The organism is Dokdonia sp. 4H-3-7-5 (assembly GCF_000212355.1).
In the GTDB taxonomy this organism is placed as follows: domain Bacteria; phylum Bacteroidota; class Bacteroidia; order Flavobacteriales; family Flavobacteriaceae; genus Dokdonia.
The window spans coordinates 224,130-249,519 of sequence record NC_015496.1 but is presented as its reverse complement, the minus strand read 5'-3'; the positions used below and the strand labels follow the sequence as shown (position 1 = coordinate 249,519).

At 36.4% G+C, this 25,390-nt stretch carries 27 protein-coding genes and 1 other RNA gene; 8 read left to right on the top strand and 20 right to left on the bottom strand.

Going from position 1 to position 25,390, the window contains the following annotated elements; all coding sequences use genetic code 11:
• Positions 1–69 precede the first annotated feature (69 nt).
• On the bottom strand, positions 70–1,131 hold the full coding sequence (locus KRODI_RS01050) for a glutaminyl-peptide cyclotransferase (protein WP_013749710.1): 1,062 nt from the start codon (positions 1,129–1,131) through the stop codon (positions 70–72).
• A gap of 84 nt (positions 1,132–1,215) precedes the next feature.
• Between KRODI_RS01050 and ffs the strand changes: the two genes are divergently transcribed.
• Positions 1,216–1,314: signal recognition particle sRNA small type (ffs, locus tag KRODI_RS15195), an RNA gene on the top strand.
• A 169-nt stretch (positions 1,315–1,483) separates the two neighbouring features.
• On the opposite strand, the gene ribB is transcribed toward ffs, so the two are convergent.
• The 15 genes from ribB to KRODI_RS00975 all read right to left on the bottom strand — a co-directional run bounded on the left by ribB (position 1,484) and on the right by KRODI_RS00975 (position 16,280).
• Entirely contained in the window at positions 1,484–2,626 is a 1,143-nt protein-coding gene (gene ribB / locus KRODI_RS01045) for a 3,4-dihydroxy-2-butanone-4-phosphate synthase (RefSeq protein WP_013749709.1), read from the bottom strand.
• 66 nt (positions 2,627–2,692) lie between these two features.
• The gene (locus tag KRODI_RS01040) at positions 2,693–4,348 is read right to left on the bottom strand and encodes an LptF/LptG family permease (RefSeq protein ID WP_083811812.1); all 1,656 of its coding nucleotides are present in this window, start codon (positions 4,346–4,348) and stop codon (positions 2,693–2,695) included.
• Positions 4,349–4,411: 63 nt separating this feature from the next.
• Positions 4,412–5,131 carry a LolA family protein gene (locus tag KRODI_RS01035; protein ID WP_013749707.1) on the bottom strand — a complete coding sequence of 240 codons (720 nt, stop codon included), beginning with the start codon at positions 5,129–5,131 and terminating at the stop codon, positions 4,412–4,414.
• 6 nt (positions 5,132–5,137) lie between these two features.
• On the bottom strand, positions 5,138–7,588 hold the full coding sequence (locus tag KRODI_RS01030; RefSeq protein ID WP_013749706.1) for an FtsK/SpoIIIE family DNA translocase: 2,451 nt from the start codon (positions 7,586–7,588) through the stop codon (positions 5,138–5,140).
• Positions 7,589–7,768: 180 nt separating this feature from the next.
• The gene (locus tag KRODI_RS01025; protein WP_013749705.1) at positions 7,769–8,458 is read right to left on the bottom strand and encodes a hypothetical protein; all 690 of its coding nucleotides are present in this window, start codon (positions 8,456–8,458) and stop codon (positions 7,769–7,771) included.
• Between the two features lie 312 nt (positions 8,459–8,770).
• Entirely contained in the window at positions 8,771–9,505 is a 735-nt protein-coding gene (locus tag KRODI_RS01020; protein ID WP_013749704.1) for a hypothetical protein, read from the bottom strand.
• A 17-nt stretch (positions 9,506–9,522) separates the two neighbouring features.
• Positions 9,523–10,014 carry a hypothetical protein gene (locus tag KRODI_RS01015; RefSeq protein WP_013749703.1) on the bottom strand — a complete coding sequence of 164 codons (492 nt, stop codon included), beginning with the start codon at positions 10,012–10,014 and terminating at the stop codon, positions 9,523–9,525.
• Positions 10,015–10,289: 275 nt separating this feature from the next.
• Positions 10,290–10,616 (bottom strand): diacylglycerol kinase, encoded by a 327-nt coding sequence (locus KRODI_RS01010; RefSeq protein ID WP_049783458.1) that lies wholly within the window; start codon positions 10,614–10,616, stop codon positions 10,290–10,292.
• Positions 10,617–10,726: 110 nt separating this feature from the next.
• The gene (gene tpx, locus KRODI_RS01005; RefSeq protein ID WP_013749701.1) at positions 10,727–11,227 is read right to left on the bottom strand and encodes a thiol peroxidase; all 501 of its coding nucleotides are present in this window, start codon (positions 11,225–11,227) and stop codon (positions 10,727–10,729) included.
• A gap of 90 nt (positions 11,228–11,317) precedes the next feature.
• Positions 11,318–11,872, bottom strand: a complete 555-nt coding sequence (locus tag KRODI_RS01000) for a DUF427 domain-containing protein (RefSeq protein WP_144783422.1) — start codon at positions 11,870–11,872, stop codon at positions 11,318–11,320.
• Positions 11,873–11,963: 91 nt separating this feature from the next.
• Positions 11,964–12,221, bottom strand: coding sequence for a DUF6952 family protein (locus KRODI_RS00995; RefSeq protein WP_013749699.1), 258 nt, complete (start codon positions 12,219–12,221; stop codon positions 11,964–11,966).
• Complete coding sequence (locus KRODI_RS00990) at positions 12,202–12,516, bottom strand: thioredoxin family protein (RefSeq protein ID WP_013749698.1); 315 nt, start codon at positions 12,514–12,516, stop codon at positions 12,202–12,204. The genes KRODI_RS00995 and KRODI_RS00990 overlap by 20 nt, the downstream gene beginning before the upstream one ends.
• Before the next feature lie 14 nt (positions 12,517–12,530).
• Complete coding sequence (locus tag KRODI_RS00985; RefSeq protein ID WP_013749697.1) at positions 12,531–13,175, bottom strand: peroxiredoxin; 645 nt, start codon at positions 13,173–13,175, stop codon at positions 12,531–12,533.
• Between the two features lie 165 nt (positions 13,176–13,340).
• The gene (nhaC, locus tag KRODI_RS00980; protein ID WP_013749696.1) at positions 13,341–14,825 is read right to left on the bottom strand and encodes a Na+/H+ antiporter NhaC; all 1,485 of its coding nucleotides are present in this window, start codon (positions 14,823–14,825) and stop codon (positions 13,341–13,343) included.
• A 240-nt stretch (positions 14,826–15,065) separates the two neighbouring features.
• The gene (locus KRODI_RS00975; RefSeq protein WP_013749695.1) at positions 15,066–16,280 is read right to left on the bottom strand and encodes an aminotransferase class I/II-fold pyridoxal phosphate-dependent enzyme; all 1,215 of its coding nucleotides are present in this window, start codon (positions 16,278–16,280) and stop codon (positions 15,066–15,068) included.
• Between the two features lie 259 nt (positions 16,281–16,539).
• On the opposite strand from KRODI_RS00975, the gene KRODI_RS00970 reads away from it, so the two are divergent.
• From KRODI_RS00970 to KRODI_RS00940, 7 genes are all read left to right on the top strand, one after another.
• Positions 16,540–16,998: an Lrp/AsnC family transcriptional regulator gene (locus KRODI_RS00970; protein ID WP_013749694.1), complete on the top strand. Its 459-nt coding sequence runs from the start codon at positions 16,540–16,542 to the stop codon at positions 16,996–16,998.
• On the top strand, positions 16,998–17,636 hold the full coding sequence (locus tag KRODI_RS00965; RefSeq protein WP_013749693.1) for a CPBP family intramembrane glutamic endopeptidase: 639 nt from the start codon (positions 16,998–17,000) through the stop codon (positions 17,634–17,636). Before KRODI_RS00970 ends, KRODI_RS00965 begins: the two co-directional genes overlap by 1 nt.
• Positions 17,637–17,697: 61 nt before the next feature.
• Positions 17,698–18,270 carry a Crp/Fnr family transcriptional regulator gene (locus KRODI_RS00960; RefSeq protein WP_013749692.1) on the top strand — a complete coding sequence of 191 codons (573 nt, stop codon included), beginning with the start codon at positions 17,698–17,700 and terminating at the stop codon, positions 18,268–18,270.
• A gap of 118 nt (positions 18,271–18,388) precedes the next feature.
• Positions 18,389–18,871, top strand: coding sequence for a cupin domain-containing protein (locus KRODI_RS00955; protein WP_013749691.1), 483 nt, complete (start codon positions 18,389–18,391; stop codon positions 18,869–18,871).
• Positions 18,872–18,904: 33 nt separating this feature from the next.
• On the top strand, positions 18,905–20,002 hold the full coding sequence (locus KRODI_RS00950) for an L-dopachrome tautomerase-related protein (protein WP_013749690.1): 1,098 nt from the start codon (positions 18,905–18,907) through the stop codon (positions 20,000–20,002).
• A 133-nt stretch (positions 20,003–20,135) separates the two neighbouring features.
• Positions 20,136–21,074, top strand: coding sequence for a cyclase family protein (locus KRODI_RS00945; protein ID WP_013749689.1), 939 nt, complete (start codon positions 20,136–20,138; stop codon positions 21,072–21,074).
• A 24-nt stretch (positions 21,075–21,098) separates the two neighbouring features.
• Entirely contained in the window at positions 21,099–22,307 is a 1,209-nt protein-coding gene (locus KRODI_RS00940) for an MFS transporter (protein ID WP_013749688.1), read from the top strand.
• Between the two features lie 69 nt (positions 22,308–22,376).
• On the opposite strand, the gene prfB is transcribed toward KRODI_RS00940, so the two are convergent.
• From prfB to KRODI_RS00920, 4 genes are all read right to left on the bottom strand, one after another.
• A protein-coding gene (gene prfB / locus KRODI_RS00935) for a peptide chain release factor 2 (protein ID WP_013749687.1) occupies positions 22,377–23,484 on the bottom strand; the annotation gives its coding sequence in 2 pieces (ribosomal slippage) (positions 22,377–23,420 and positions 23,422–23,484; 1,107 coding nt in all).
• A 91-nt stretch (positions 23,485–23,575) separates the two neighbouring features.
• A complete protein-coding gene (gene trmD / locus KRODI_RS00930) occupies positions 23,576–24,253 on the bottom strand; it encodes a tRNA (guanosine(37)-N1)-methyltransferase TrmD (RefSeq protein WP_013749686.1) in 678 nt (225 codons plus the stop codon).
• 40 nt (positions 24,254–24,293) lie between these two features.
• Positions 24,294–24,737 carry a GNAT family N-acetyltransferase gene (locus tag KRODI_RS00925; protein WP_013749685.1) on the bottom strand — a complete coding sequence of 148 codons (444 nt, stop codon included), beginning with the start codon at positions 24,735–24,737 and terminating at the stop codon, positions 24,294–24,296.
• Between the two features lie 55 nt (positions 24,738–24,792).
• Positions 24,793–25,380 (bottom strand): hypothetical protein, encoded by a 588-nt coding sequence (locus KRODI_RS00920; RefSeq protein WP_013749684.1) that lies wholly within the window; start codon positions 25,378–25,380, stop codon positions 24,793–24,795.
• Between the last annotated feature and the right edge of the window lie 10 nt (positions 25,381–25,390).

Here is a 25,390-nt window from a genome sequence, read left to right as displayed (position 1 = left end):
AATCTAGTTAATCAAGCATCTTGCCAATAGTCATAATGAGTAAACGCGCGGTTACGGTGAGTAAACAGACTATTTTTCTACAATCTCTATTTCAAATAAGGTGTTCCAGTGTTTTCCAGTAACAAAAAGACGACCCTCATTTGCTTTATAAGCGATTCCATTGAGAACTTCATTATCAGGGTCAAGCCCTGATTGTACTTCTTTTTTAAGTTCTCGTAAATCTATAAGTCCTTCAATAGCTCCAGATATAGGATTTATAATTGAAATTAAATCCACTTGATAATTATTTGCATAAATTTTGCCATTTACCCACTCAAGTTCATTAAGTCTACTCGTTACTTTAGAATTGTCTGTAGGCTCTATATAAGATTGCTCTGAAAGATTAGAAGGGTCTAGCGTCCAGATTTTACTAGTTCCGTCAGACTTATAAATAACGTTTCTATCATTAGTAAGTCCCCAGCCTTCTTTACTTTGATTGTAAGCAAATGTGCCTGTTTTTTCAAAGGTATCTTTGTTGTAAATAAAGCCTGTATTTTTCTGCCATGTGAGTTGGTAGATATTGTCTCCTATGATCGTCATGCCTTCTGCAAAATAAGAGTTGTCTAGCTTTACTTCTTTAAGTACTTCGCCAGTTTTATAGTCAAGTTTGCGCAGTGTAGATTCTCCGTAGCTGCCATTACTTTCATAAAGTGTATCTCCTACAAATTCTAGTCCTTGTGTGTAGGCATCTGTTTGATGTGGGTATCTATTTATGATTTTATAACCATATACTTTAGGAGCTTTAGTGTGCAGTATATTTATTTTTTGAGTAGCAGTTGTCGTTCCATCTGGAGTAGAGATAGTTGCGGTTAAGGTTCTGCCACCTAATTTTGGCGAAGTAAGCGTAGTGGTGTATTTACCTGTGCCATTAGTACTACCCAAGCGCTTTCCATCAAGATCATAAACGACAGAGTCTATTGTTATATTTTTTTTCGCTTTAAGCGAAATAGCAATCTTTCCACCGTTTTTTATAGAACTTTTAATGGCACTAGTCTCGATTGTGAAGTTTCCATCTAGTGATCCTTTATCACCACAGCCTATGATAAGAAGTGGTAAAAGTAATAGAATGAGGTGCTTAGCGTATGCTGTCATGTGATGTTGAATTTTAAGGCAATTTAAAACAAAAAATCGGGCAAAAAAACCTTGCGACTTCTCAAAGAAGCTATATCTTTGCAGCGGCAAGTCCTACACAACCAGCTCCTGTCGAATCCCCCAGGGTGGGAACGCAGCAAGGGTAGATGGTCGTAGCGGTGTGATGTAGGTAGCTTGCCATTTTTTGTGCGCACAAGTCAAGCAATTTGACACTATATATAAAGAATCCCAAATTTCATAAGCTATTGAAATTTGGGATTTTGTTTTTTAAGCTTTCGCGAAAGCGTATTTAGATTTAAAAAAAAAGCCATCTTATAATGAGATGGCTTTTTAATTTATGATGTATGAGTGTTTAATACCCTACACGCTCTACAATCTCTAGACCGTAGCCTACGATGCCTATACGTTTAAGACCTTCACTATTAGTCATTAGTTTTACCTTGGATATGCGCAGATCATGTAAGATTTGTGCACCTATGCCAAAATCTTTTGAGTCCATTACTACATTAGGAGCTTTCATCTCTCCTTCTTTCTGTAACGTTTTTAGTTCGCTTAATCTTCCTAAAAGATTTGCACTTGCATTCTCTTGGTTAATAAAAACAATAGCTCCTTTTCCAGCTTCATTAACTGCGCGAAACATATCATCTAGTTTTGCATCTGGATTGTTTGTAAGCGTGCCTAGTAAGTCATTATTAATTTGAGTTGAGTTTACACGTACAAGTACGGGCTCATCATCTTCCCAGCCACCTTTAGTAAGTGCTATGTGAACCGTATCATTTGTAGTTTGCTCATACGCACGAAGTCTAAAATCTCCAAAACGTGTTTTAATCTCAAAGTCCTCTTTTTTATCAATAAGGCTATCGTGATTCATACGATAAGCCACGAGGTCTTCAATTGAAACTATCTTTAGGTCAAAAGTTTTGGCCACCTCTAGAAGCTGTGGCAATCTAGCCATCGTCCCGTCTGCATTCATGATCTCTACAATCACACCAGCTGGTTTAAAACCAGCAAGCCTTGCAAAATCTATAGCAGCTTCTGTGTGTCCAGTACGACGTAATACACCTCCTTCTTTCGCTTTAAGCGGGAAGATATGTCCTGGTCTACTTAAATCGTAAGGTTTTGTATTCGGGTTTATTAGAGCCTGCACTGTCTTTGATCTATCTGAGGCAGATATTCCAGTAGTAACTCCATTACCCTTAAGATCTACAGAAACAGTAAAAGCGGTCTCCATAGGATCTGTATTACTCGTTACCATCATGTTGAGATGTAACTCTTCACAACGATCTTCTGTAATAGGTGTGCATATAAGACCACGACCATGAGTAGCCATAAAATTGATCATTTCTGGTGTTACTGCTTCTGCAGCAGCCAGAAAATCTCCTTCATTCTCACGATCCTCATCATCTACTACAATGATTACTTTTCCATTTTTAATATCTTCAATGGCTTCTTCAATAGTATGTAGTTGGATGCTTGTAGATGCTGTCTTTTGCATAGGTAATATTTTGTACAAAGATACGGGAACACCTTTGTTTTGTGTATAAGTTTTAAGCGCAAAAAGTTATTTGCAGTCTCGATAATATCCTTGGACTCTTAGGTTTTCTATGGTGATGCCTAATTGGTCAAGTCTGTCTATGGCGGCTAAACGTATATCGTTAGAGTACCCAAGATCTTTGTGGTTTTTTACTACGTCCTTAAGTTGGTTAGAAGAAAAGGAGTCTAATAATTTAATCTCATCTTCAGTGAGCACGTATGATTTATCTACCGTAGGAGGAATGATAAGTTTTTTTTTCTTTTTAGCAAATAATCTCTTTATAGGCTTAGGAACAATATCTACATCAAATATTCCTTGATCAGTAGTAGCTCGATAGGTAAGGTAAATACCTAGCGGTAATAGTATAAAAGTACTAAGCCAACTAGCAACGAAGGGACTTATAGAGTTGTTTTCTGCACTATTTTTTGCAAAAATTCCTATAAAATGAAAGGTAAGGAATACTACAACACCTATTACAATAGGAAGACCTAATCCTCCTTTACGAATAATTGCACCTAGTGGAGCGCCCACAAAGAATAGTAGAATACAGCTAAACCCTAGTACGTACTTTTCGTGTAGTGAGATTTCAAATTTACTTAGGCGTTTTACATCTACTTTGAGTTTGTTCTTTCGATTCTCAAGATCTGCGACGGTATTATTTAAATTAGACTTTGCAATTTCTAGTATACGCACACGGTCTCTTACCTCGTAATTATCTAGAAGCGTGTCTTTAATCTCTATATCTTGAGCAGGAACTCCAGAATAAAGTGAGTCTAGGGATGTTAAGTTTGCTTTGTGTATGTACTTATCACTAAATGTGGTTCTGTCTTCTACGTAACGCTTTGATAGCTCTGTGATGCTAGAGTCTAATAAAACGATATTCATCATCTGGTAGCTGTTATTGATATCCTTATCGTCAAGGTCAACAGCATCTAGTTCGCTCAAGTCAATATTGAGGGTGTATGTTTCAAAATAACTTTTTGCAAACGGTTCTTTCTTACGCTCCTTATAATCTTTCTTTTGAACTTCGGTATAGTAATTACCGTCCGTAAGTTTTAAGGAAAGTGTAGGGGAGTCTATAGAACTTATTAGTTCGCCTTCAGAGGCTATAATAACAGTATAGTTACCCATTCTACCTTTTTCGGCTTGATGAATTACAATATCTCTGAGGTATTGATCTCTATCGCCATATTTCTTAGCCACACGCATATTAAAATCTTCAGTAATCTCATTAAACTGCCCGCTGCGTATGAGCATTGCAGGTTTAAGTTTACCAATATTTCTGCGTAAATTTCTAAATTCAATTTGCGAAGCTGGGATTATATGATTTGCAAATAAGAAAGAACCTATCGCAAGAAAAATCACAAAGTAAATCACACTTTTCATCGCGCGTTGTAGCGAGATACCCGTAGATTTCATTGCTGCAAACTCATAGTTTTCGGCAAAGTTACCGAAGGTCATGATACTTGTAAGAAGAACTGAGAGTGGAAGTACTAGCGTTACCAGACTGGGCATTGCAAAAAGTAAGAACTTTATAATGACATCAAAGTCAAGGTCTCTACCTGCTAGTTCTTGTATATATAACCAGACACTTTGTAAAACAAAAATGAACATCAAAATAGTGAAGATGCTCAGGAATGTTCTTACGAACGTAAAAAGAATATATCGGTCTAGTATTTTCATGTAAAAAGCTGAGGGCGCAAACAAAAATAAGAAGTCTGTGCCCTTGCTACTAGTATTATACTATTATAATTTATTGATGTAATAATCTGCGTACTTCGTCTTATCAAAAACAAATACATTCTTTGCCAAAGGTTGATTAGGCTTAAATGAATTTACAGTAATAGTCACTTTAGTACCATTCTTTTGTGTGATAATAAGCTTGTGAATATGCTTAGTCTGTGCATCTACACCTAATAACGTATATTTTACGTCACTATTAGAGTCCATAGGAGTAAGCTTTACAAACTGTATTTCTCTACCGTTTACTTTTTGCACGATGTCCATCTTCTGAGTGTAACCTTCATTAAAGAAGGATAACATTTTTGAAGGTGTGATTGCATTTTCATCTTGATCACTCATTGCACTAATGGTGATTTCCTCATCTTCAGGAACAATAGTATAAACGTTCTTTCCATCAAATAATTGCGTAGTCCCCATAAGAGATAGCTTGTAGTTGTTACCAGCCATTACTACGTTTCCTTTAGTCTCTTGATTTACCCCTTCGGCTTCATTACTTAAGGCATATTTAAAATCAATAGCGATGTTGTCATAGCTTTTTACCTTGGTGTCTACCTCTTTAAGAAGGGTTTGTGCTGTTTGCGCTTTCGCGAAAGCGGTCATAAATAATAACAATACCACAGGCATTGCACGTTTTGCAAATTTGCGGTAACCTTTTACTGCGACAGGAACTAACACTTTCTTAAAAAGGATAGGAGCCAGCCAAAAAATAAGTTTCTTTTTCATTTTGATTTATTCGTTATTTAGGAGTTGATCCAGTCCAGCCATATCTTGAACTAGTACTTGACGTGCTTTACTTCCTTCAAAAGGACCTACTACACCTGCAGCTTCTAGTTGATCTATGATTCTTCCAGCTCTATTATATCCTAGTTTTAATTTACGTTGTAATAGAGAAGCGCTTCCTTGTTGTGCAATTACTAAAACCTCTGCAGCATCTCGGAAAAGTGCATCCCTATCTGAAGCATCTATATCAAGACTTGTGCCACTCTCTTCACCTACATATTCTGGCAATAAGTGAGCGTCTGGATATGCTTTTTGATTCCCTATATAATCTACAATACGTTCTACTTCTGGGGTGTCTACAAAGGCACACTGTATACGCACCACGTCATTACCTTGAGTGTACAACATGTCACCACGACCTATAAGCTGGTCTGCACCAGAGGTGTCAAGAATAGTACGGCTATCTATTTTTGAAGTTACTCTAAAAGCGATACGAGCTGGGAAGTTTGCTTTAATAATACCCGTAATCACGTTTACAGAAGGACGTTGTGTTGCAATGATTAAGTGAATACCAATGGCACGAGCAAGCTGTGCAAGCCTTGCTATTGGTGTTTCTACTTCTTTTCCAGAAGTCATAATAAGATCTGCAAACTCGTCTACTACTAGTACAATATATGGTAAGAACTTGTGACCATTTTCTGGATTGAGTTTACGTGCTTTAAACTTGACGTTGTACTCCTTAATGTTACGACACATGGCATCCTTAAGCAAGTCATAACGGTTATCCATCTCTATACATAGAGAGTTAAGCGTGTTAATTACCTTAGAATTATCTGTGATAATTGCCTCGTCTGTGTCAGGAAGTTTTGCTAGATAGTGTCGTTCTATTTTATTGAATAAAGTAAGCTCCACTTTTTTAGGATCTACCAGTACAAATTTCACTTCGGCAGGGTGTTTTTTGTACAGTAGCGAAGTCAGGATTGCATTAAGACCAACAGATTTACCTTGTCCTGTTGCACCTGCCATGAGTAGGTGAGGCATTTTGGCAAGGTCTACCACAAAAGTTTCGTTTGATATGGTTTTACCTAGTGTAAGTGGTAATTCCATTTCTGCTTCTTGGAATTTCTTACTAGCCACTGCAGAGCGCATACTCACAATACGCGGATTCTTATTAGGCACCTCGATACCTATAGTTCCACGTCCAGGGATAGGAGCAATAATACGTATACCTAGTGCACTTAGTGATAGCGCAATATCATCTTCTAAGTTTTTAATTTTTGAAATACGAACCCCAGCCTCAGGTACAATCTCATATAATGTCACCGTAGGTCCTACGGTTGCTTTAATGTTTGAGATGCCTATTTTATAGTTATTAAGCGTTTCAACAATTCGATTTTTATTTTCTTCAAGCTCTGCTTGATTAATAGTAATTCCTTGACCGTTTGTATAATCTTTTAATAGATCGATAGGAGGGAACTTAAATTTGCCAAGTTCTAACGTAGGGTCAAATTCGCCAAAATCTGCAACGAGCTTTGAGCTTAAATTATCTGTGAGTTCTTCCTCTTCAATTGGTTTTTCTACCTCTACAGCAACTTCTTCCACAGGTACGACAACTTCTTCCTCTGGAGCTTTCGTTACTTGGAAGCTGCTTGTAGATTCCGCTTCTTTTTTGGTAAGTGTAGGCTGTAAATCTTGAACGTTTTGTTCAAAGGTAGATGGCTTAGTAGGTGTGGTGGTTTCCGCTTTCGCGAAAGCGGTCTCATCCTCAACCTTAGTTCCTTTTAAAAACTCTTCGGCTTCGTAAGTAGAGGAGTTATCTACTATAATAGGTTCCTTTCCATCTTCTGAAAACTCACCAGCGAGATCACTACGTTGTTTGTTAATGAAAGTAGATATACGTTCTGGTGTAAGTTTTAAACGTACAACTAGATAGACAATCGCTAGAAAAGCCATCACGATGATTGCTCCCGCAAGACCCAAATAATCTTGTAAGAAGTCATTGATTTCATAACCTACGGTGCCTCCAAGGATGTCATTCTTTTTATGGAAAAATCCAAGAAATACCGCTAGCCAAAGCATGAGCAATATTCCCCAAAACCAAAATCTTTTTAATGACGTCTTTGCGTAATCAAAAAAGTAATGTATACCAGTAAGTGCTGTGAGAATACAAAGTGCGAGGGCCGGGATACCAAAACCTTTATAGATAAAGAAATGGCTAATACGGGCACCCACAAGAGAGAGCCAGTTTGAAGCTTCGTCATCTCTGGTTCCTGTAGCGATAAGACTTTGATCTACTTTCCAAGTAAATAAGTATGAGATAAAAGAAAACAGCAAACCGAGACCAAGTAAGAATAAAAAACTTCCTAAAATGATCTGCTGCTGGCGCGTCAACTTAAAGGAAATAGATTTTCTAGGAGTCTTAGTATTTGTTTTTTTAGCCGTGGATTTCTTTTTTGCCATAGAAGCGTTCAAGGTTGTTTTTTTGTGGGAGATAAAAGTACAATATTGAAACGGAAGTTTTCTTGGTTTATGATCCGTATTTATTGGCGAAGATGAGTAGTTTTTAAATATAGATACTTATAATGGTGGGTGAATAATCTCCTTTAATGTAAGTGGTGAAGAAATTTAAAAGTCACTACATTAAAGGCAAGGAGATGCTATAATTATTTGCTTTTGTATTTTATGGGTACTTACTATTTTTTCTTTCATAAACGTTTTTCCAGAATAAAATAACATGTGTTTTTCGATAAATAGTCCATTTGGAATGTTTCGTTCAGTTTTCCACTCTTCATAGGCCGTTGCAAATGTGAGTAAGGGTAAGTGCTCAGCAATACGTTTATCAATAATATATAGATTAGTTCCTAATTTATTTCTTTTGGCTCTTTTTGAATTATTAGAAGTAAGCTTATATGAGCTATATGCTATACCTTCTATTATGGTATCTTTAATGTCTGTAAAATCGTAATTTTTAACTTGATATTTATATGGATTCATATACTCAGAGACATTTTTACAAGTAGCTTCGAGTGTTTCTAGCTGTTCAAATTGAATTCTTGAAATGTCCATTGTTATTTTAATTCCATTACGGTCTGTCAACTTGAGAGTGAAATTAAGGGAGTCTTTTTTAGTAAGCTGTGCGAAGTAGCTATTGTCACTTTCTTGAGTTAAATAGATTACCTCCCGCTTTGTAATACTATCATTTTTGCCCTTTTTACTATCGCCAGGTTTTACTATTTCTCTACTGTATGTACTTATCCGATCAAAGACATATTTTTTTTGTGCTAGAATATTTGATGAGAATAAAATTAATAGTAAGAGAATGATTTTCATATAATGCAGAATTTAATGTTCTTAATATGTAGGTAGTTGTAAATATCGATAACTATAACTATTTCTGCTAGAGGTAAGAGGTACTAAAATATAATTAAGCTTGATGTTATTTACTATCATCCTATAATTTTATAAAAAAGTATAATATTAAAAACGAGAGCATAAACTGTTTGAAGCGTTATAGAGGTAATTACTATATAAAGGAAAGTAAGTAAAATGTATAAGGCGTATTTATAGAGTCTTATAGCAGGGTAATGTGGTATTGTTTATTAAGTTGACACTATTTTTAAGAAGTTATTGTAAAAATTTTGCTCAAAATCTCTGTTTTTTAAAACATGAACTCTTGAAAGAAACTTTTAGTATTCTAGATTTTATACTTGATAACCTTGCAGTTCTCCAGATTTCTCCTTTCTCATTAATTGAGTGTTTCTCTAGAAAAATTTTATTTGGTAATTTTTGAGATTCTTTCCATAGCGAATATTGAGTTCTTGATGTAAGTAAGGGAAGATGGTTAACACCTGATGTATCTACAATGTATTCCTCTCTGCTTTGCATTCTATCTAGTTTATGTTTTATTATCGAGAAATCATATCGTTTGAAATTATAATCGTTGCTAACTGTGTCAGGGATATTTTTTAAGTCATAGTATTCTGGATTATTATATGAATTCCAAAATTTTCTATACCGCTGACTTATGTCACAATTCATTTCAATAACATCGGCAACATTAAAATTTTCCTTTCCCATAACATCATTGGTGTAAAATTTTTCATTGTTGCGAAAAAAAAGCTGTACTACTAATTCATTTTTTTTAACAACTTTCAAATAATAGGAGTTGTCTTTGGAATTTGTTAAGTAAATAATTTTTGGTCTCCTGTCAGGGTTTTTCGTAATTCCTTTGGCATAATACAAAGAATCATTACTATATGAGACGTCATATTCAATTTGATAGTCAAATGTATACGTCTCTTGTGCATATATTATAGAAGAAATAAATAAGCTAATTATAAAAACAATAATCGTACGTACGTTTAAAGATAAATTCAAAATTGATAAATTATTAATTAGTACATTTTTTCTAAAAAATCTCGGGTAGTTAGAATGTCGTCAGTGGGCATTATTAAGAATGTTCTATCTGGATAAACAATAACTGTATTAGCATTGATTGTTTTATTGCCTTCTTGAGTTGAATTATGAGATGAGAAGAAGATTTTTTTCAATATTGATTTTTGATCTATAATCTGATTTTTGAATTTTTTTCGATCTTTTTTTCTTTTTGGAATTTCATTGATAAATTCAATGTGTTTAATGGAGTTTTTTGAAGCTATTAAGGCTTTGTAATTTTCATAATGCCCACTAGTCATATTTCGAATATTAGAACTGATAGTGCCCAAATCAATTAATAGTGTGTCTTTTGGAATTACATTCAGTCCATATTCATTTAGGTAGTTGATAAGTTGTACTTGATATAGATTACTTAATTTACCTGATTTGGTAAAGTCATTCTGAGCATTTAAATAAGAGGTCGTTAAAAATAGTAATAGTAGAAACCTCATTTGTTATGCGCCTTGATTGGATTTAATAACTTAAAATAATCTAGACGTATGTCTATTTTTAGATTACAAACTTCAATATAGGTATTATGTACATTTATTGATACTTACAAAGTAAATTTTCCAGATTAAAATCTTTCTGAATTAACGATAGTATTAATTTAGGTGGGGTGAATAATCTTTAAGGATTACTAGAGTTTATTATCAAACAAGAGACACTGGTCTTAGCTAAATACTCGCCCTTTTATTAGAAAAACTAGAATAAGATAAACTATTATCTAAAAAATACGTGGCACATATATAATCCCAGCCACAACAACAGACGCTAGTGCTGCGATACCTACCGCACCTGCAGCAATATCTTTAATGCGACCTATCTTCTCATGAAAGTCTGGATGTATAAAATCTGCAATTCCTTCTATGGCGGTATTGAGACCTTCGGCGGTCATTACGAGGCCTATGCATAATATTTGGGCAATCCACTCTGTGCGTGAGATGTTGTAGTATAATCCAGCAATAGTAATTAGTATGGCAACGCCAAACTGTACTTGAATACTAGCCTCAGAGCGTATAAGTTGTATACCTCCTTGAAGAGAATATTTCATTCCCTTAAGTCTTCCAGTAATAAATTTAATAGGCAATGGAGTGGAGGTATATAGTTAAAAAATGCTGAGTATATCAGTCTGTGATACACTCAGCATTAAAGGTATGGATATTATTTAATAGCGCTCATTGCACCTTCATAATTAGGTTCTTGACCTACTTCTGGTACTTGCTCTGTATAAATTACTTTTCCAGCTTCATCGAGTACGACTACAGCTCTTGAATGAAGACCTTCAAAGGCTCCACCTTCTATAGTTACCCCATAGTTTTTTCCGAAATCACCAGATTTAAAATCAGAAAGTGTGTGTACATTTTCTAGACCTTCGGCTGCACAAAAACGAGCTTGTGCAAATGGTAGGTCACGAGAAATACAAAGTACCTCTGTGTTTTCTGCACTTGAAATCTTCTCATTAAAGGTGCGTACAGATTGAGCACAAACACCAGTATCCACCGATGGGAATATATTTAATACAACACGTTTTCCTTTAAAGTCTGCAAGACTTGCAGTAGACATGTCATTTTTTGAAAGTGAAAAATCTGGAGCTGTTGTTCCTACTTTTGGAAGTTCTCCTATCGTTGTTGCAGCGTTTCCGCCTAAAGTGATATTTGCCATATTATTTTTTTTGGTTACGTAAAAGTACAGAAATGCGAGAGCAATTTTATTAAAAGTATGGTAAAGAAATTTTTAAGAAATAGAGTGTATCTATAAGGATGCTTCTGGTATTTCGCCTTTTACGGGACCTACAATCTCATCAGTAATCCATCCTCCATAAAAACCTCCAGGTTGTGGGCGTACCTTTTCATCATCTATATAACAATCTAGAATCGCTGGGTAAAACGAGATACTATTACTTATCTCTTGAAATTCTTCATATGGATCTGGATAACTCCATGCAGCATTTTTAAATGTAGTAGATGGTAGTATAATATCCCAATAAGCCGCAGCTCCTTTCCACTCACAGTGCGAACTACCAACGACCTCCTCAAGCAATTCCATATCTATATCCTCCTGCGGAATATAATATGTGGGCGGGCTAGCAGTTTCAGTAATTCTAAAAGCTCTAGTAGTAGCAGCGATAACAATGTCTTTGTGCTTTACAATAATCTGCCTTTGATCTATTGTAATTTTTGGTGGTCTTGGGTAATCCCATACAGATTCTTGTCCCTCAGAAGGGGTGATTGCAAATGGCGGTCTTTTTTGACCTCTATATTCCCAAGAGTCGCGGTGTTCTAGTATCCAGCTAGGTGCTTTTTTCATTTTTATTCTAAAGATAACTTTTAAAGAACGTATAAAAAAAATGCGATGTCTGTAAGACATCGCATTTTAAAATTTATGTACTTAGGTAGACTTAATTGTCTATAGATCCCATTACTCGTTGCATGAAGCCGTTGAGAGCTTCTTTCTTTGCAGTACCACTTTGTATGTCTTTGTGCACTTCAAGCGCACCATACATATTTGAGATGAGTTCGCCTATAACGTCTAGCTCTTCATCTTTAAGAGAGGGAACTTCTGTAAGGTTTTCTAAAGTCTCCACAGTCTCAATAAGAAAATCTTGATCATTTTCTTCTATAAAACTTACGAGGTGTTTAATTACTGGTAACTTCATTTACGAGATCTTTAAGTATGTCAAACTTGTTAGTTTGCACTTGATTTTTAAATGCTCCTTTTGTAAATGTTGCAAATGTAGGAAGGTTATCTACCGTTGCCATTTTACGTGACTCTGGATTCTTCTCTGCATCTACTATTACAAATTTTACATTTTCATTTTCTGAAGCTAGTTTCTTGAACTTAGGCTTCATAATGCGACAGTTACCACACCATGTTGCACTATACTGTACAATAACAGTATTATTATCTGCAACAATCTGGTTAAGGTTATCTTGATTTAATTCTTGAATCATAGCTTCTTTATTATTTAGTTTGCGTGTGCAGCAAGGTAGCTGGCAACACCATCACGGTTTGCGTTCATTGCATCTTTTCCATCTTCCCAGTTTGCAGGACAAACTTCTCCTTTTTCTTGTACGTGCGTGTAAGCATCTACGAGTCTCAAGAACTCAGCTACATTACGACCAAGAGGCATATGGTTTACACCTTCGTGAAAAACAGTTCCTTCCTCATCAATAAGGTAAGTCGCTCTATAAGTAACATTGTCACCATCTACCATTACAGTTCCAGTCTCTTCATCAAAACGCTCGTTTGTCACGTCAAGAATTCCAAGTTGGTTTGCAAGGTTACGGTTAGTATCTGCAAGAATAGGGTATGTTACACCTTCTATACCTCCATTATCTTTCGCAGTGTTTAACCACGCAAAGTGTACTTCTGGAGTATCACATGAAGCTCCTATTACTAGCGTATTGCGATCTGCAAATGCTTGTTTAGCTGCCTCGAAAGCATGAAGCTCAGTAGGACAAACAAATGTAAAATCTTTTGGGTACCAGAAAAGAATGATTTTCTTTCCTTCTTCCTTAGCTTTTTCTAAGATGTTTAATTTAAAAGTATCTCCCATTTCATCCATTGCGTCAACAGCAAGGTTTGGAAATTTTTTACCGACTAAAGTCATTTTTCTAGGTTTTTTAATTCGGGTGCAAAAGTACCTAGAAAAAGAGTGAATTAAGATGTTTGAAAATGGGATAATCTTATAGTAGTATTGATTTCACTTATGCTTGTGCTTTAGGTATTGTAAATGTTGTAGTTACGCTTTCGCGAAAGCGTAATTTTAAGACCATTAAGCCGCCGAACGAGCATCTTTAAGTTGTCTAATTTTAATATTAAAAGCAGCAAATAGTAAAGTCATAAATGGAGAAAGCCAGTTAAAGATGGCATATACAAAGTAATCATACACAGAGACCCCAAGTACACCACTTTGATATGCTCCACAAGTATTCCAAGGTACAAGCACAGAAGTGACAGTCCCAGAATCTTCCAAGGTTCTGGAAAGATTTTCTGGCGCTAGACCTTTATCTTGAAAAGCTTTACTATACATTTTACCAGGAACGACAATAGCAAGGTATTGGTCACTAGCTGTTAAATTAAGAGCTAGACAACTTGCTACAGTACTAGCAAAAAGTCCAAAAGTAGTACTAAACAGCTTTAACAGGGCTTTACTTATGGTAGCAAGTGCACCTATTGCGTCCATAATTCCACCAAAAACCATAGCACATATTATTAGCCATATAGTCCCGAGCATTCCAGCCATACCCCCTGAAGAGAATAGGTCTTTGAGAATTGTATTATCAGTAGCTACACTTGTATCTACAGTAATTGCATTGAGAACCCCTTTGTATCCGTTAGTAAAGTTAAGTTCATTACCGCCAGAAACCGAAATGATGACATCCGGTTGAAAAATAAGTGCTGCAAGAGCTGCAAGTATAGTTCCTACTAGAAGTGCAATAAGTGGTGGAGTTTTTTTGATAATTAGAAATATCACTAGCACTGGAACTGTAAACAGCCACGGTGTTATATTAAAAGAAGTTCTTATATCGCTCAGAATTGCTGAGGTATCAGTAGGTCCTGATGTATCGAGGGTAAGGCCTAAAATAATAAATACAATAAGCGTAACAACTATAGTGGGAACTGTAGTGAGTGTCATATATCTTATATGAGTAAAAAGATCTGTCCCTGACATTGCTGGTGCTAGATTTGTGGTGTCACTCATAGGTGAAAGCTTGTCCCCAAAATAAGCTCCAGATAGTACTGCCCCGGCTGTCATACCTAGAGAAATCCCCAAAGCCTCTGCAATACCAATGAGAGCTATACCTACTGTTGCAGAGGTGGTCCAGCTACTCCCTGTTGCAATTGAGATAACTGCACAAATTATTACACAAGCAGGTAGAAATATGGTTGGATTTAGTATTTGAAGCCCATAGTATATCATTGTCGGTATAATACCACTTACAAGCCAAGTACCTGCTAGAGCACCTACCATTAATAATATGAGTATAGCTCCAGTTGTAGATTTTAGATTTTGAGAGACTTCCTCAACCATTGTCTCATAGCCCACTTTGTTAAAGTAACCCACAATCGCAGCTACAGCTGCACCTATAATTAGTATAAATTGATTAGAACCACTCAATGCATCATCACCAAAAACGTACACATTAAATGCTAGCATCGCAACAAGAACAATGATAGGTATGAGTGCTTCCCAAATATTTAATTCACGATTTTCAACAGTATGATGGTTTTTTTGATCTTCCAATTCGTTGTTCATAAGACTGTGCGGTTTCTATCCGTAATGTTACAATAATAGGAGGTATTCTGCAAGGTGTATGCTCAAAAACCAGCAATGTAAGATTACATAGTATTTTAAATAAAAATAACTCAAAGCGCTATCTTATTGAGTTGTTTCAAATCACTAGTCTTTAAAGTGTCTAAAATAGATACATTCAAAAAAAAAGCGAGGACAAAGCAGTTATGCTTTATCCTCGCATATCAATAAAATTGAAAAAAATTAAGCCACGACAGTTTGCAAAACTCCTACTTCTTCCATGCAAGACTTCATCATCTCAAAAGTGCGCTCTATATCTGCATCAAGACCTATTGAGAATCGTATAAGGCCATCTGTAAGTCCCATAGCTGCTTGCTCATCTTCTGGGATTTCTGACGAAGTTGAGGTTCCTGGTGCGCTAAAAAGTGTTTTATAAAAACCTAAGCTCACCGCTAGGTATCCAAGATTCTTTTCCTGCATTAATTCCATTAATGCATTTGCTTTGTCTAGAGAGCCCACATCTACTGTGAGCATTCCTCCGTAACCATATTTTTCGTTCATGTGTCTATTAAAAACCTCATGACTTGGGTGTGATGTAAGCCCCGGATATACAGTTCTTAACCCTAACTTTTCAAAACGCTCTGCCAGATACATAGCATTGTGACTGTGTTGCATCATACGTATATGAAGTGTACGTAAGTTTTTAAGAACAGAAGCAGCTCTCAAGCTATCCATTGTAGGACCTAGTAGCATACTTGCTCCATCATTTACATTGCGTAGTGCATCGATAAATTCTTGAGTACCGCAAACCACACCTCCTACAGTGTCTGAGGATCCATTTATAAATTTAGTAAGACTGTGTATCACCACATCTGCTCCGTGTTGTACAGGAGAAATAGAAAGTGGAGAGAACGTATTATCTACCACTAATGTAAGATTGTGTTTTTTTGCAATTACTGATAAAGCAGCGATATCTGCAATTTCTAAAAGCGGATTGCTCACAGACTCACAGTATAATACTTTTGTATCTTTTGTAATTGCCGCCTCAACAACCTCAAGGTTTGTGATATCCACAAAGCTCGTTGTAATATTAAGTCTTGGTGCAAAATTCTTTAAAAATGCATACGTTCCTCCGTAAATAGTACGACTAGAAACTACGTGATCGCCTGCTTGGCATAATTGTAACAGCACAGGTGTGATAGCACCCATTCCACTGGCGGCAACGTTTGCCGTTTCTGTTCCTTCCATTGCGGCAAGAGCTGCACCTAGATATAAGTTTGATGGAGTGCTGTGTCTAGAGTATAAATAACATCCATCTGCATTTCCTTCAAAGGTGTCAAACATTGTTTTTGCCGAAAGGAATGTGTAAGTAGAGCTGTCTGAAATAGAAGGGTTTACTCCTCCAAATTCTCCAAAATATTGTAAATCTTGAATCTCGTTCGCTGGTTTAAATTTCATGGTTGATATCGGTTTTTGTAATAGAGACCTGTTGAGGTGTTCTATTACATTTGTTGTTAGTGTTACAGGATCAAAGTAATTGTCTTTTAGTTATTAAGCTGGGGATCTTGTGATTGTGTTTAGTAAATTTATGTGATTGTAGATTTATAGTCAACGTAAGGGGTTAATTATAGATTTTAAAACTGTATTTTTGATAAAAAATAGAATTTAGCTTTCGCGAAAGCGTAAAATAATAATCCTCACTGATAATTTTTCTACCATGAAACTAGACGAGATAGACAAAAAGATACTAGGTTACCTTCAACATGATGCCAAAATCACAAATAAAGAACTCTCTGCAAAGTTGAACCTTTCTGTAACTGCTATTTATGAGCGTGTAAAAAAGATGGAGCGCTCTGGTGTTATTTCACAATATATCACACTCATTAATAAGGAGATAGTAGGACTTGGTTTTCAAGTGTTTTGTCATGTGAAACTAGAAAAACATGCGAAAGATGCTATAGATTCTTTTGAGAAAGAAGTAAGAGCATTAGATGAGGTGCTAGAGTGTTTTCACGTAAGTGGCGATTATGATTATCTACTCAAGGTGCTTGTGAGAGATATGGAGCACTTTCGTAATTTTATGGTAACCAAGCTTACTACGCTTAAGTATATAGGCAGCACGCAGAGTTCCTTTACGATAAGTGAGGTGAAGAATACCACAACAATCTCCGTATAATGAACGGTAAATACTACGTGCTTTCGGAGTTTTTTGTACTCTTTGTGTTATTACCATTAAGCCTCTTGCTGCCTTATGATTTCAAAATAAAAGTAGCTAGTGTACTCATAGGTTTCACCTATTTACTTGTAATGCTTTTTAAGAGTGGTTCTGTAAGTTTCAAACTGGAGCGCTCTATAAATTGGCACTCTTTTATAAAGAAGACTACCGTGAAACTTATTGCTATAGCAATTATTACAACCATATATGTTTATGTGGTGCAGCCTTCAAGTTTATTCTGCGTGCCATTAAGCAATCCAGGATTGTGGGTGATGATATTATTGTTTTATACTTTTCTGTCAGTATGGCCACAAGAATTGATTTATAGAACCTTTTTCTTTAATCGTTATGGCAGTTTCTTTAAAGACAAGCGATTGCTTATTGTAGTAAATGCGATTATGTTCGCAATGGCGCATTTATTCTTGCGTAACACCTTAGTGATTGTGCTTACATTTTTAGGAGGACTATTATTTGCTTATACCTTTAAGAAAACAAGATCTACCACGCTGGTGTTTATAGAACATGCACTGTATGGTAACTGGCTTTTTACAGTTGGGATGGGGCAAATGCTTGCCTTTCCTGGGATGGAGGCGTGTTAATCTATAGCAAATGAGCATTTATCTTTAATTAAGATTCTAGTAAATAGTGTAATTTTGAACTATGGAAAACAAGTTTCATTCACTAAGGCAACATTTTGAAGAGTTATACTCGTTGACAGATGAAGAGTGGAATTTTATTGAGCCACACTTTCATTTTAAAACATTAAAAAAGCATCAATTTTTAATTCAAGCAGGGCAGGCTGTCAATTTTGAATACTGGATTATCAATGGCCTTGTGAAAGCCTATCACATAGATGATAAAGGTAAAGAGCACATTCTCCAGTTTGCAATGGAGAAATACTGGGTGAGTGATCACTGTGCTTTTCAGCATCAAGAACCAGGAACTATATTTGTAGATTGTCTAGAAGATTCTGAATTTTTCTGCTTGTCATTAGAAGATAGGGAGAAGATTTGTCTTGCAGTGCCAGCTGTTGCTAATTTCTTTAGAGTTAAATCAAACCACGGTTATATAAACCTGCAAAAAAGAGTGTTGTCATTACTTACAATGACTGCAGAAGATAGGTATCAATACCTAGTTACTAAACTACCTGCTTTAATACAGCGCGTGCCTAAAAAATTAATAGCTTCCTATTTAGGCGTTTCTAGAGAGACTTTAAGTCGTTTTAATAGCTAAAAGTGATCTAAATCACATTTTTATATTGATCTACCTCACATTAAAACTGTGAGGTATGTCCTCGCACACCCCTTTGTTTTCATAGAATTTTGTATCCAACAATTAAAAACAAATTATTATGAAAACATCAAGGACACTACTCTTAGTATTAGCAATAATTTCATTTGGATTTACATCATTTGCACAAGATGGTAAGGGACTTTCTTCTGGCAATTCTTATGGTGTAATTAACATAGATGAATATGTTGATTTACTACCAAAAGAACACAACGGTATCATCAAAGACATCAGATTAATAGACCGCGAGCACGCAGGTGTTAGAATCTTTCGATTATATGACGAAGTGCCTATGCACTACCACGCAAAATCTGATGCCTACCTCTACATTTTAAACGGCAAAGCAGAATTTTATGTTGCAGATCAAGGTCCTGTTGTTGCAGGAAAAGGCGACTTACTTTTTTGGGGAAAAGGCACAGCACATGGTAACGGAAAAATTTTAGAAGGTCCATTAGACGTACTCGTTTTTGACGCAATAGCCAGAGATCCAAGCGATGTTATTTGGGTAGACCCATCAACGCAAAAAAAGTTTTTAGGCAACTAAGTAAATCATATTCAATTTTTAAAAACAATAACGATGAAAACAGTAACAATTATAAAAACAGTCTTGTTTGCATTTGTAATGAACTTTACACTATTTGCACAAGCACAATTAGATACTATAGCAACATTTCCAGAATCTAGACCAGGGAATATAACGGTGTCTAACGAAGGAAGAATATTTGTAACGATGAGCGCCTTAAGCGCTTCAAAATATATGGTAAAGGAAATTTTGCCAAGTGGAGAAGCTATTCCGTTCGGAGATAAAGAATGGATTGTAAAACCAGAAAACGGAAGCATAAAAGGTATCAATTCAACCATCGGAATTCAAGCCGATGCAAATGGAATCCTTTGGGTATTAGATATGGGTAACGTAAAGCAAAATCAGGCTCCAAAATTAGTTGGATTTGATTTAGTTACCGGTAACGTAACAAAGGTGTTTCCAATTCCGAATACGGTATTGTCATCAAAACCTTTTTTACAGGATTTTGTGATTGATGTAAGAAATAACACTGCTGTAATTGCAGATATGACTGATGCTTTAAATCCGCCAATTGCGCCTGCTTTTGTCGTGATTAACTTAGAAACGGGTTATATAAGACGCGTTTTGGAAGGGGACGCATCATTTTTACCTGCTGATGAACCAGTGAAAATTCACGGTAGACTAGTCTCTCATAAAAGAAAAGACGGTACTACCATTCAGCCAAGATATCCTTTAAACCCAATTTCTATAGATGATGAAAACAAGTATATCTACTATGGTGCAATGGGAAACACTAAAATTTATCGCATCCCGTCTGCTGTTTTAGCAGATGAAAGTAAGCAAGATAGCGACCTTAATAAGTATATCGAGTTTTATGCCAACAAACCAAAATCTGACGGATTTAAAGTGGGTGCAAACGGTAAAGTGTATGTAACCGATGTTGAAAATTCAGCCATTGTAGAAAGTACGCCTTCTGGAATGAAAACCATTGTGCAATCTAAAAAAGACTTGTCTTGGCCCGATGGTGTTGCCATACACGGAAACTACTTGTATATCGTAGCAAATCAGCTTCATAATCTGCCTTTGTTAAACGAAGGTGAAGATGCTAGTAAACCACCTTATTTGGTGCTAAAAATGAAGCTTCAAGATTAAATAAAATGAAAAGTATAGTGATTTATGAGCAGTGTTAACTGTGACATACATCACTTTAAAATGGTGATGTACATCCTCGCACACCCATTGCATTAATCAGAAATTTGTATAAGAAATTTAAAAACATATAAAAATGAAAACGATAGTAAATACTTTAAAAACAATAGCCGTAGCAGTCACACTGTTTGCTGCTTTAAGTACAAACGCACAACAAGTGCCAACGTCACCTTATGGAGCAGACGATGAAATTGGTGCACTTAACCTTTTAAATGAAGAAACGGTTTTAGATGCTGTAAAATTAGTTGAAAAAGGAAAAGTATACCGCTTAGGAATGGTGGTAAACGCCGAGACTGCAGCTTTCCGCCACAGATATTTTCATATTGAAACGTTACAACCAGAAACTGCTGCTGCAGGTTCTAACAAATTTACTTACGTTGATGACCAGTTAATTGGTTGGACAGGTGTTGGATCTCAAATAAACGGATTGGCACATTACGGTAGAGACAATATTCATTATAACGGACATAAAGTTGAAGATTTTTTAACCGTTTCTGGTGTGAAAAAATTAGGGCTAGAAAAATTACCGCCAATTGTTACTAGAGGTGTTGTGCTAGATATGCGCTCTTACTACAATCAAGATATTGTAAAAGAAGGTACTGTTTTTACAGTTGAAGACATTGAAAAAGTAGCCAAAAAACAAGGCATTGAAATCCGTAAAGGTGATGTAGTGCTTTTTTACACAGGATGGACCAAATTAATGGGTAAAGATGACAAACGTTATCTAGCTGGCGGACCAGGAATTGGCACGGACGCTGCGCATTACTTAGGTAAGAAAGGAATTGTAGCAGCCGGTGCAGACAACTGGTCTTTTGAAGCAGTACCACACGAAAACAGCGAGCTTTCTTTCCCAGTAAATCAAATGATGGCAACCGAATACGGTGTACAAGTATTGGAAAATATTCTTGTAGATAAGTTGGTTGAGGACAAAGTTTGGGAATTCCTTTTTGTATTGGGTCATCCATTATATGAAGGCTCTACACAAGTACAAATAAATCCTGTAGCCATAAAATAAGGATAGAAATAAAAATTAGAAATTATGAAAACAACAACTATAAATAAAGAAACAACGGTGACTAAAAAGAAGAGTCTACCAGCTGCTCTATGGGCATTGACCATAAGTGCCTTTGCGATAGGTACGACAGAATTTGTAATTGTAGGGCTGCTGTCTACAGTTGCAAACGACCTAGGTACATCATTAACATCAGCAGGATTATTAGTAAGCCTTTATGCTATTGGGGTAGCCATTGGCGCACCTATATTAACTGCTTTAACTGGTAAAATTCCAAGGAAACAATTATTGATGGGAATTATGTTGCTTTTCATCATTGGTAATGGTTTAGCAGCAATTTCAGCTAGTTTTGAATTGTTACTCTTATCAAGAGTCGTGACAGGTTTTGCACACGGTGTATTCTTTTCAATTGGGTCTACCATTGCCGCTAGTTTAGTGCCAAAAGACAAAAGAGCAACTGCCATTTCAATAATGTTTGCTGGTCTTACTGTGGCTATTGTGACTGGTGTGCCTTTGGGAACTTATATCGGTCAGAATTTTGGATGGAGAGCAACATTTATTGGTGTCGCATTATTAGGATTAATAGGAGCAATAGCAAGTTTAGTTTTGGTTCCTAAAAACATCAAACAATCGGCTCCATTAAGACTAGTAGACCAATTGAAAGTGATTAAAAATCCGTCTATTTTATTGGTGCTTGCCATTACTGCATTTGGTTATGGAGGCACATTTGTCACGTTTACTTACCTAACACCATTGTTAGAAAAAGTGACCGGCTTCTCTTCAGATATGACTAGTGTATTTCTTTTGATCTATGGAATTGCAATTGCTATAGGAAATATTGTAGGCGGTAAAGTTTCAAACAATAAACCAGGAAAAGCCTTATTGGTAATGTTTGCATTACAAGCCATTGTGTTGTTCGTATTGTACTTCACGGCTTCTAGTCAGACTTATTCCATAGCAACCTTATTTTTTATGGGAATACTTGCCTTTTCAAATGTACCTGCATTACAGTTGTATGTCGTAAAAATGTCCGAAAAATACCTACCAGGAACCGAAGATGTAGCTTCTGCATTAAACATCGCAGCATTTAATGTTGGGATTGCCATAGGGGCTTATGTAGGCGGAATGGTAGTGGAATCTGATCTAGGTGTTGCCGCAACGCCTTGGGTAGGAGGTATTCTTGTAATTGTAGGGTTCTTATTAACCTTAGTTTTATTTAAAAAAGAAAGAATATAGAAGTCATAAGTCTATAAATTTAAAAAGCCAATCTTTCGATTGGCTTTTTTTTATTTAAAATTGATCCTTTTAAAGCTCATCACTCGCTTCTTCTTGTCCCATCATCATTAGGTAACCTTTTAAGAAGAGGTCTATGTTACCATCCAGTACAGCATCAGTGTTACCCGTCTCTACAGCGGTGCGCACGTCTTTTACAAGTTTGTAAGGATGTAATACGTAATTGCGTATTTGTGATCCCCACTCAATGGCCTTTTTGTCTGCTTCTATCGCGTTACGGGCTTCCATTTGCTTACGTAGTTCTAGCTCGTATAATTGAGAACGTAGCATCTGTAATGCTTTTGCTCGGTTATCGTGTTGCGATCTCGAGTCAGAACAAGAGATTTGTATACCCGTAGGGTGGTGGGTAAGTTGGACCTTAGTCTCAACCTTGTTTACATTTTGCCCTCCAGCACCAGAAGATCTTGCCGTCACAATATCATAGTCTGCTGGGTTAATTTCTATCTCGATACTATCATCTACAAGTGGGTATACGTATACAGAGGCAAATGAAGTATGACGTTTTGCATTACTGTCAAAAGGGGAAATACGCACCAGTCTGTGTACACCGTTTTCACCTTTAAGCCAGCCAAAAGCAAAGTCTCCTTCTATCTCTAGCGATACGGTTTTTATACCCGCAACATCACCTTCTTGAAAGTTAAGTTCTTTCACCTTCCAGCCTTGCTTTTCTGCATACATTAAGTACATGCGCATAAGCATTGCTGCCCAGTCGCAACTCTCTGTGCCACCAGCACCAGCGGTTATTTGTAAGACACAGCTAAGCTCATCACCTTCCTCAGAAAGCATGTTTCTAAACTCGATATCCTCTATAAAAGCAGCTGCCTTGTCGTAACGATCTTGCACATTTTCTTCGGGAGCTTCACCTTCTTTTGCAAATTCATAGAGGACCTCTAGGTCTTCTACAAAGGTTTGAGCCTCCTCATAATCTGTTACCCATTTCTTTTTAGAACGTAAGGTTTTCATAAAGGCTTCAGCCTCTTTTGGGTCGTTCCAGAAATTTGGGTCAAAGGTTTTTTCTTCTTCGTTTTGTATCTCGATACGTTTGCGATCTACGTCAAAGATATCTCCTTAAGCCGTCTACGCGCTCTTGGAGTGATTTTATGTGGTCTGTTGTAATCATATGCTTCCCTTACTGGGTATGTAATTTAAAATGCTATAAACTTCTAGTTGTTGAGAATGTGGGTTGTTACGCTTTCGCGAAAGCGTACTCATTACTCCTCTAGTAAGTCTGGTCTTCTTTCTTTTGTTCTTATATATGCTTGTTCTTCTCGCCATTCTTCAATTTTAGGAGTGTTACCACTCGTTAAAATCTCAGGAACTTTCCAGCCTTTATAATCTGCTGGGCGTGTGTAAATAGGTGGAGCGAGTAATCCATCTTGAAAACTATCTGTCAGCGCCGAAGTCTCATTACCTAGCACCCCAGGAATTAAACGTATGACAGCGTCGCAAAGTATCAGAGCACCTAGCTCTCCACCACTCAAAACGTAGTCTCCTATGGATATTTCTTTAGTAATAAAATGATCTCTCACACGCTGATCTACTCCTTTATAATGACCGCACAAAATGATGATATTTCCTTTGAGAGAGATGGTATTTGCCATCCCTTGGTCTAGGGTCTCTCCATCTGGAGTCATATAGATCACCTCATCATAGTCACGTTCAGATTTAAGCTTAGAGATACATTTATCTATAGGCTCAATCTGCATCACCATTCCTGCGCCTCCACCAAACTGGTAGTCGTCTACTTGCTTATAGTTTGTATCTGTGTAATCACGTAGATTATGAAACTGCACATCTACTAATCCTTTTGCGATAGAGCGCTGCATGATAGAAGCTTCAAAAGGGCTTTTAAGTAAATCTGGTACAACGGTAATGATATCTATTCTCATAATCTTAATAAGGTTGAGCTATTGTAATAGGAGTATTATGCTAGTGAGCCCAAAAGTAATGTAAATCGGGGTCTTTATTAAATCCTAGGCGCTCATAAAGTTGTTGAGCAGGGTTTGTAGTCTCAGTTTGTAGAACGATGCCTTTTTGATGTGACGACGTGCATAGTTCTTTTGCACTGTTTATAAGTAAAGTACCTATCCCTTTACCACGATGTGTTGGTATAATATACAAATCATTAAGTAGTAGCATGCGCTCCATACTTACTGATGAGAATAGTGGGTAAAGCTGGGTAAATCCTACGGCCTCCGTTTCTTCACTGTCATGAAAGGCTATAAGAATAGTACTCTCATTATGAGAAAGTCTTTCTGTCAAAAATAGGCTTGCGCCTTCAAGGTCTGATGCTTGTCTATAAAATTGTCTATATCCATCAAACAGTGGTGTTATGATGTCTAGGTCTTGTAAAGTTGCTTTGCGTATGTGCATAAAAAAATCTGTACTACAAAGTACAGATTTTTTGATTTTTTTAAAAATAAGCAGACTATCCTTTTGCAGACTTGAGAGCTTTGTTGCGCTCGTCTTGAAGTTGGCGTCCTAATTTTTGTTCTTTTTCTAGTGCTTTACGGCGGTACTCATCAAACTCAACTTCTGTTTCATCAAGTTTGTGTTGTGCTTCTTTAGTGAGTAGGTTACTACTTCTAAACTTATAAATAAAAAACACAAGTCCAAGTAATAAAAGCCCAATAATACTCCACATCATGGTCTGATAGCTTCCTTTGCTCATCTGGATGCCAAAGAAGTTTATAGAGTCCTTTTCCTCTTCAGTTTCTGTAAGAGTTAATTGTATTTTTTCTAAGTCGGCGCTTACTTTTGACGCAGCTGATTGCTGCTTATTCATTTCAGACTTAAGATTTTCTATTTCTGACTGCAATACATCAATACGTGCTTTTGCATTTTGTTGTAAGCGCGTCATTTTTACTTTATCAATAACCTTAAATTGCTGGTAGTTATTAGAACCCTCGATGACTTCGGTAAATTGTTCGTCTATTGTTTTAGTAGCATCTTGAGCATGTGTCACAGAAAATGACAGGAGGAATATAAAAGCAATTGCTCTAGTAAAAAATCTCATATAGGTTGTT

Excerpts from the sequence above, each read along its gene's own strand:
- KRODI_RS01050 (WP_013749710.1), bottom strand. The coding sequence starts at position 1,131 with ATGACAGCATACGCTAAGCACCTCATTCTATTACTTTTACCACTTCTT.
- ribB (WP_013749709.1), bottom strand. The coding sequence starts at position 2,626 with ATGCAAAAGACAGCATCTACAAGCATCCAACTACATACTATTGAAGAA.
- KRODI_RS01040 (WP_083811812.1), bottom strand. The coding sequence starts at position 4,348 with ATGAAAATACTAGACCGATATATTCTTTTTACGTTCGTAAGAACATTC.
- KRODI_RS01035 (WP_013749707.1), bottom strand. The coding sequence starts at position 5,131 with ATGAAAAAGAAACTTATTTTTTGGCTGGCTCCTATCCTTTTTAAGAAA.
- KRODI_RS01030 (WP_013749706.1), bottom strand. The coding sequence starts at position 7,588 with ATGGCAAAAAAGAAATCCACGGCTAAAAAAACAAATACTAAGACTCCT.
- KRODI_RS01025 (WP_013749705.1), bottom strand. The coding sequence starts at position 8,458 with ATGAAAATCATTCTCTTACTATTAATTTTATTCTCATCAAATATTCTA.
- KRODI_RS01015 (WP_013749703.1), bottom strand. The coding sequence starts at position 10,014 with ATGAGGTTTCTACTATTACTATTTTTAACGACCTCTTATTTAAATGCT.
- KRODI_RS01010 (WP_049783458.1), bottom strand. The coding sequence starts at position 10,616 with ATGAAATATTCTCTTCAAGGAGGTATACAACTTATACGCTCTGAGGCT.
- tpx (WP_013749701.1), bottom strand. The coding sequence starts at position 11,227 with ATGGCAAATATCACTTTAGGCGGAAACGCTGCAACAACGATAGGAGAA.
- KRODI_RS01000 (WP_144783422.1), bottom strand. The coding sequence starts at position 11,872 with ATGAAAAAAGCACCTAGCTGGATACTAGAACACCGCGACTCTTGGGAA.
- KRODI_RS00995 (WP_013749699.1), bottom strand. The coding sequence starts at position 12,221 with ATGAAGTTACCAGTAATTAAACACCTCGTAAGTTTTATAGAAGAAAAT.
- KRODI_RS00990 (WP_013749698.1), bottom strand. The coding sequence starts at position 12,516 with ATGATTCAAGAATTAAATCAAGATAACCTTAACCAGATTGTTGCAGAT.
- KRODI_RS00985 (WP_013749697.1), bottom strand. The coding sequence starts at position 13,175 with ATGACTTTAGTCGGTAAAAAATTTCCAAACCTTGCTGTTGACGCAATG.
- nhaC (WP_013749696.1), bottom strand. The coding sequence starts at position 14,825 with ATGAACAACGAATTGGAAGATCAAAAAAACCATCATACTGTTGAAAAT.
- KRODI_RS00975 (WP_013749695.1), bottom strand. The coding sequence starts at position 16,280 with ATGAAATTTAAACCAGCGAACGAGATTCAAGATTTACAATATTTTGGA.
- KRODI_RS00970 (WP_013749694.1), top strand. The coding sequence starts at position 16,540 with ATGAAACTAGACGAGATAGACAAAAAGATACTAGGTTACCTTCAACAT.
- KRODI_RS00965 (WP_013749693.1), top strand. The coding sequence starts at position 16,998 with ATGAACGGTAAATACTACGTGCTTTCGGAGTTTTTTGTACTCTTTGTG.
- KRODI_RS00960 (WP_013749692.1), top strand. The coding sequence starts at position 17,698 with ATGGAAAACAAGTTTCATTCACTAAGGCAACATTTTGAAGAGTTATAC.
- KRODI_RS00955 (WP_013749691.1), top strand. The coding sequence starts at position 18,389 with ATGAAAACATCAAGGACACTACTCTTAGTATTAGCAATAATTTCATTT.
- KRODI_RS00950 (WP_013749690.1), top strand. The coding sequence starts at position 18,905 with ATGAAAACAGTAACAATTATAAAAACAGTCTTGTTTGCATTTGTAATG.
- KRODI_RS00945 (WP_013749689.1), top strand. The coding sequence starts at position 20,136 with ATGAAAACGATAGTAAATACTTTAAAAACAATAGCCGTAGCAGTCACA.
- KRODI_RS00940 (WP_013749688.1), top strand. The coding sequence starts at position 21,099 with ATGAAAACAACAACTATAAATAAAGAAACAACGGTGACTAAAAAGAAG.
- trmD (WP_013749686.1), bottom strand. The coding sequence starts at position 24,253 with ATGAGAATAGATATCATTACCGTTGTACCAGATTTACTTAAAAGCCCT.
- KRODI_RS00925 (WP_013749685.1), bottom strand. The coding sequence starts at position 24,737 with ATGCACATACGCAAAGCAACTTTACAAGACCTAGACATCATAACACCA.
- KRODI_RS00920 (WP_013749684.1), bottom strand. The coding sequence starts at position 25,380 with ATGAGATTTTTTACTAGAGCAATTGCTTTTATATTCCTCCTGTCATTT.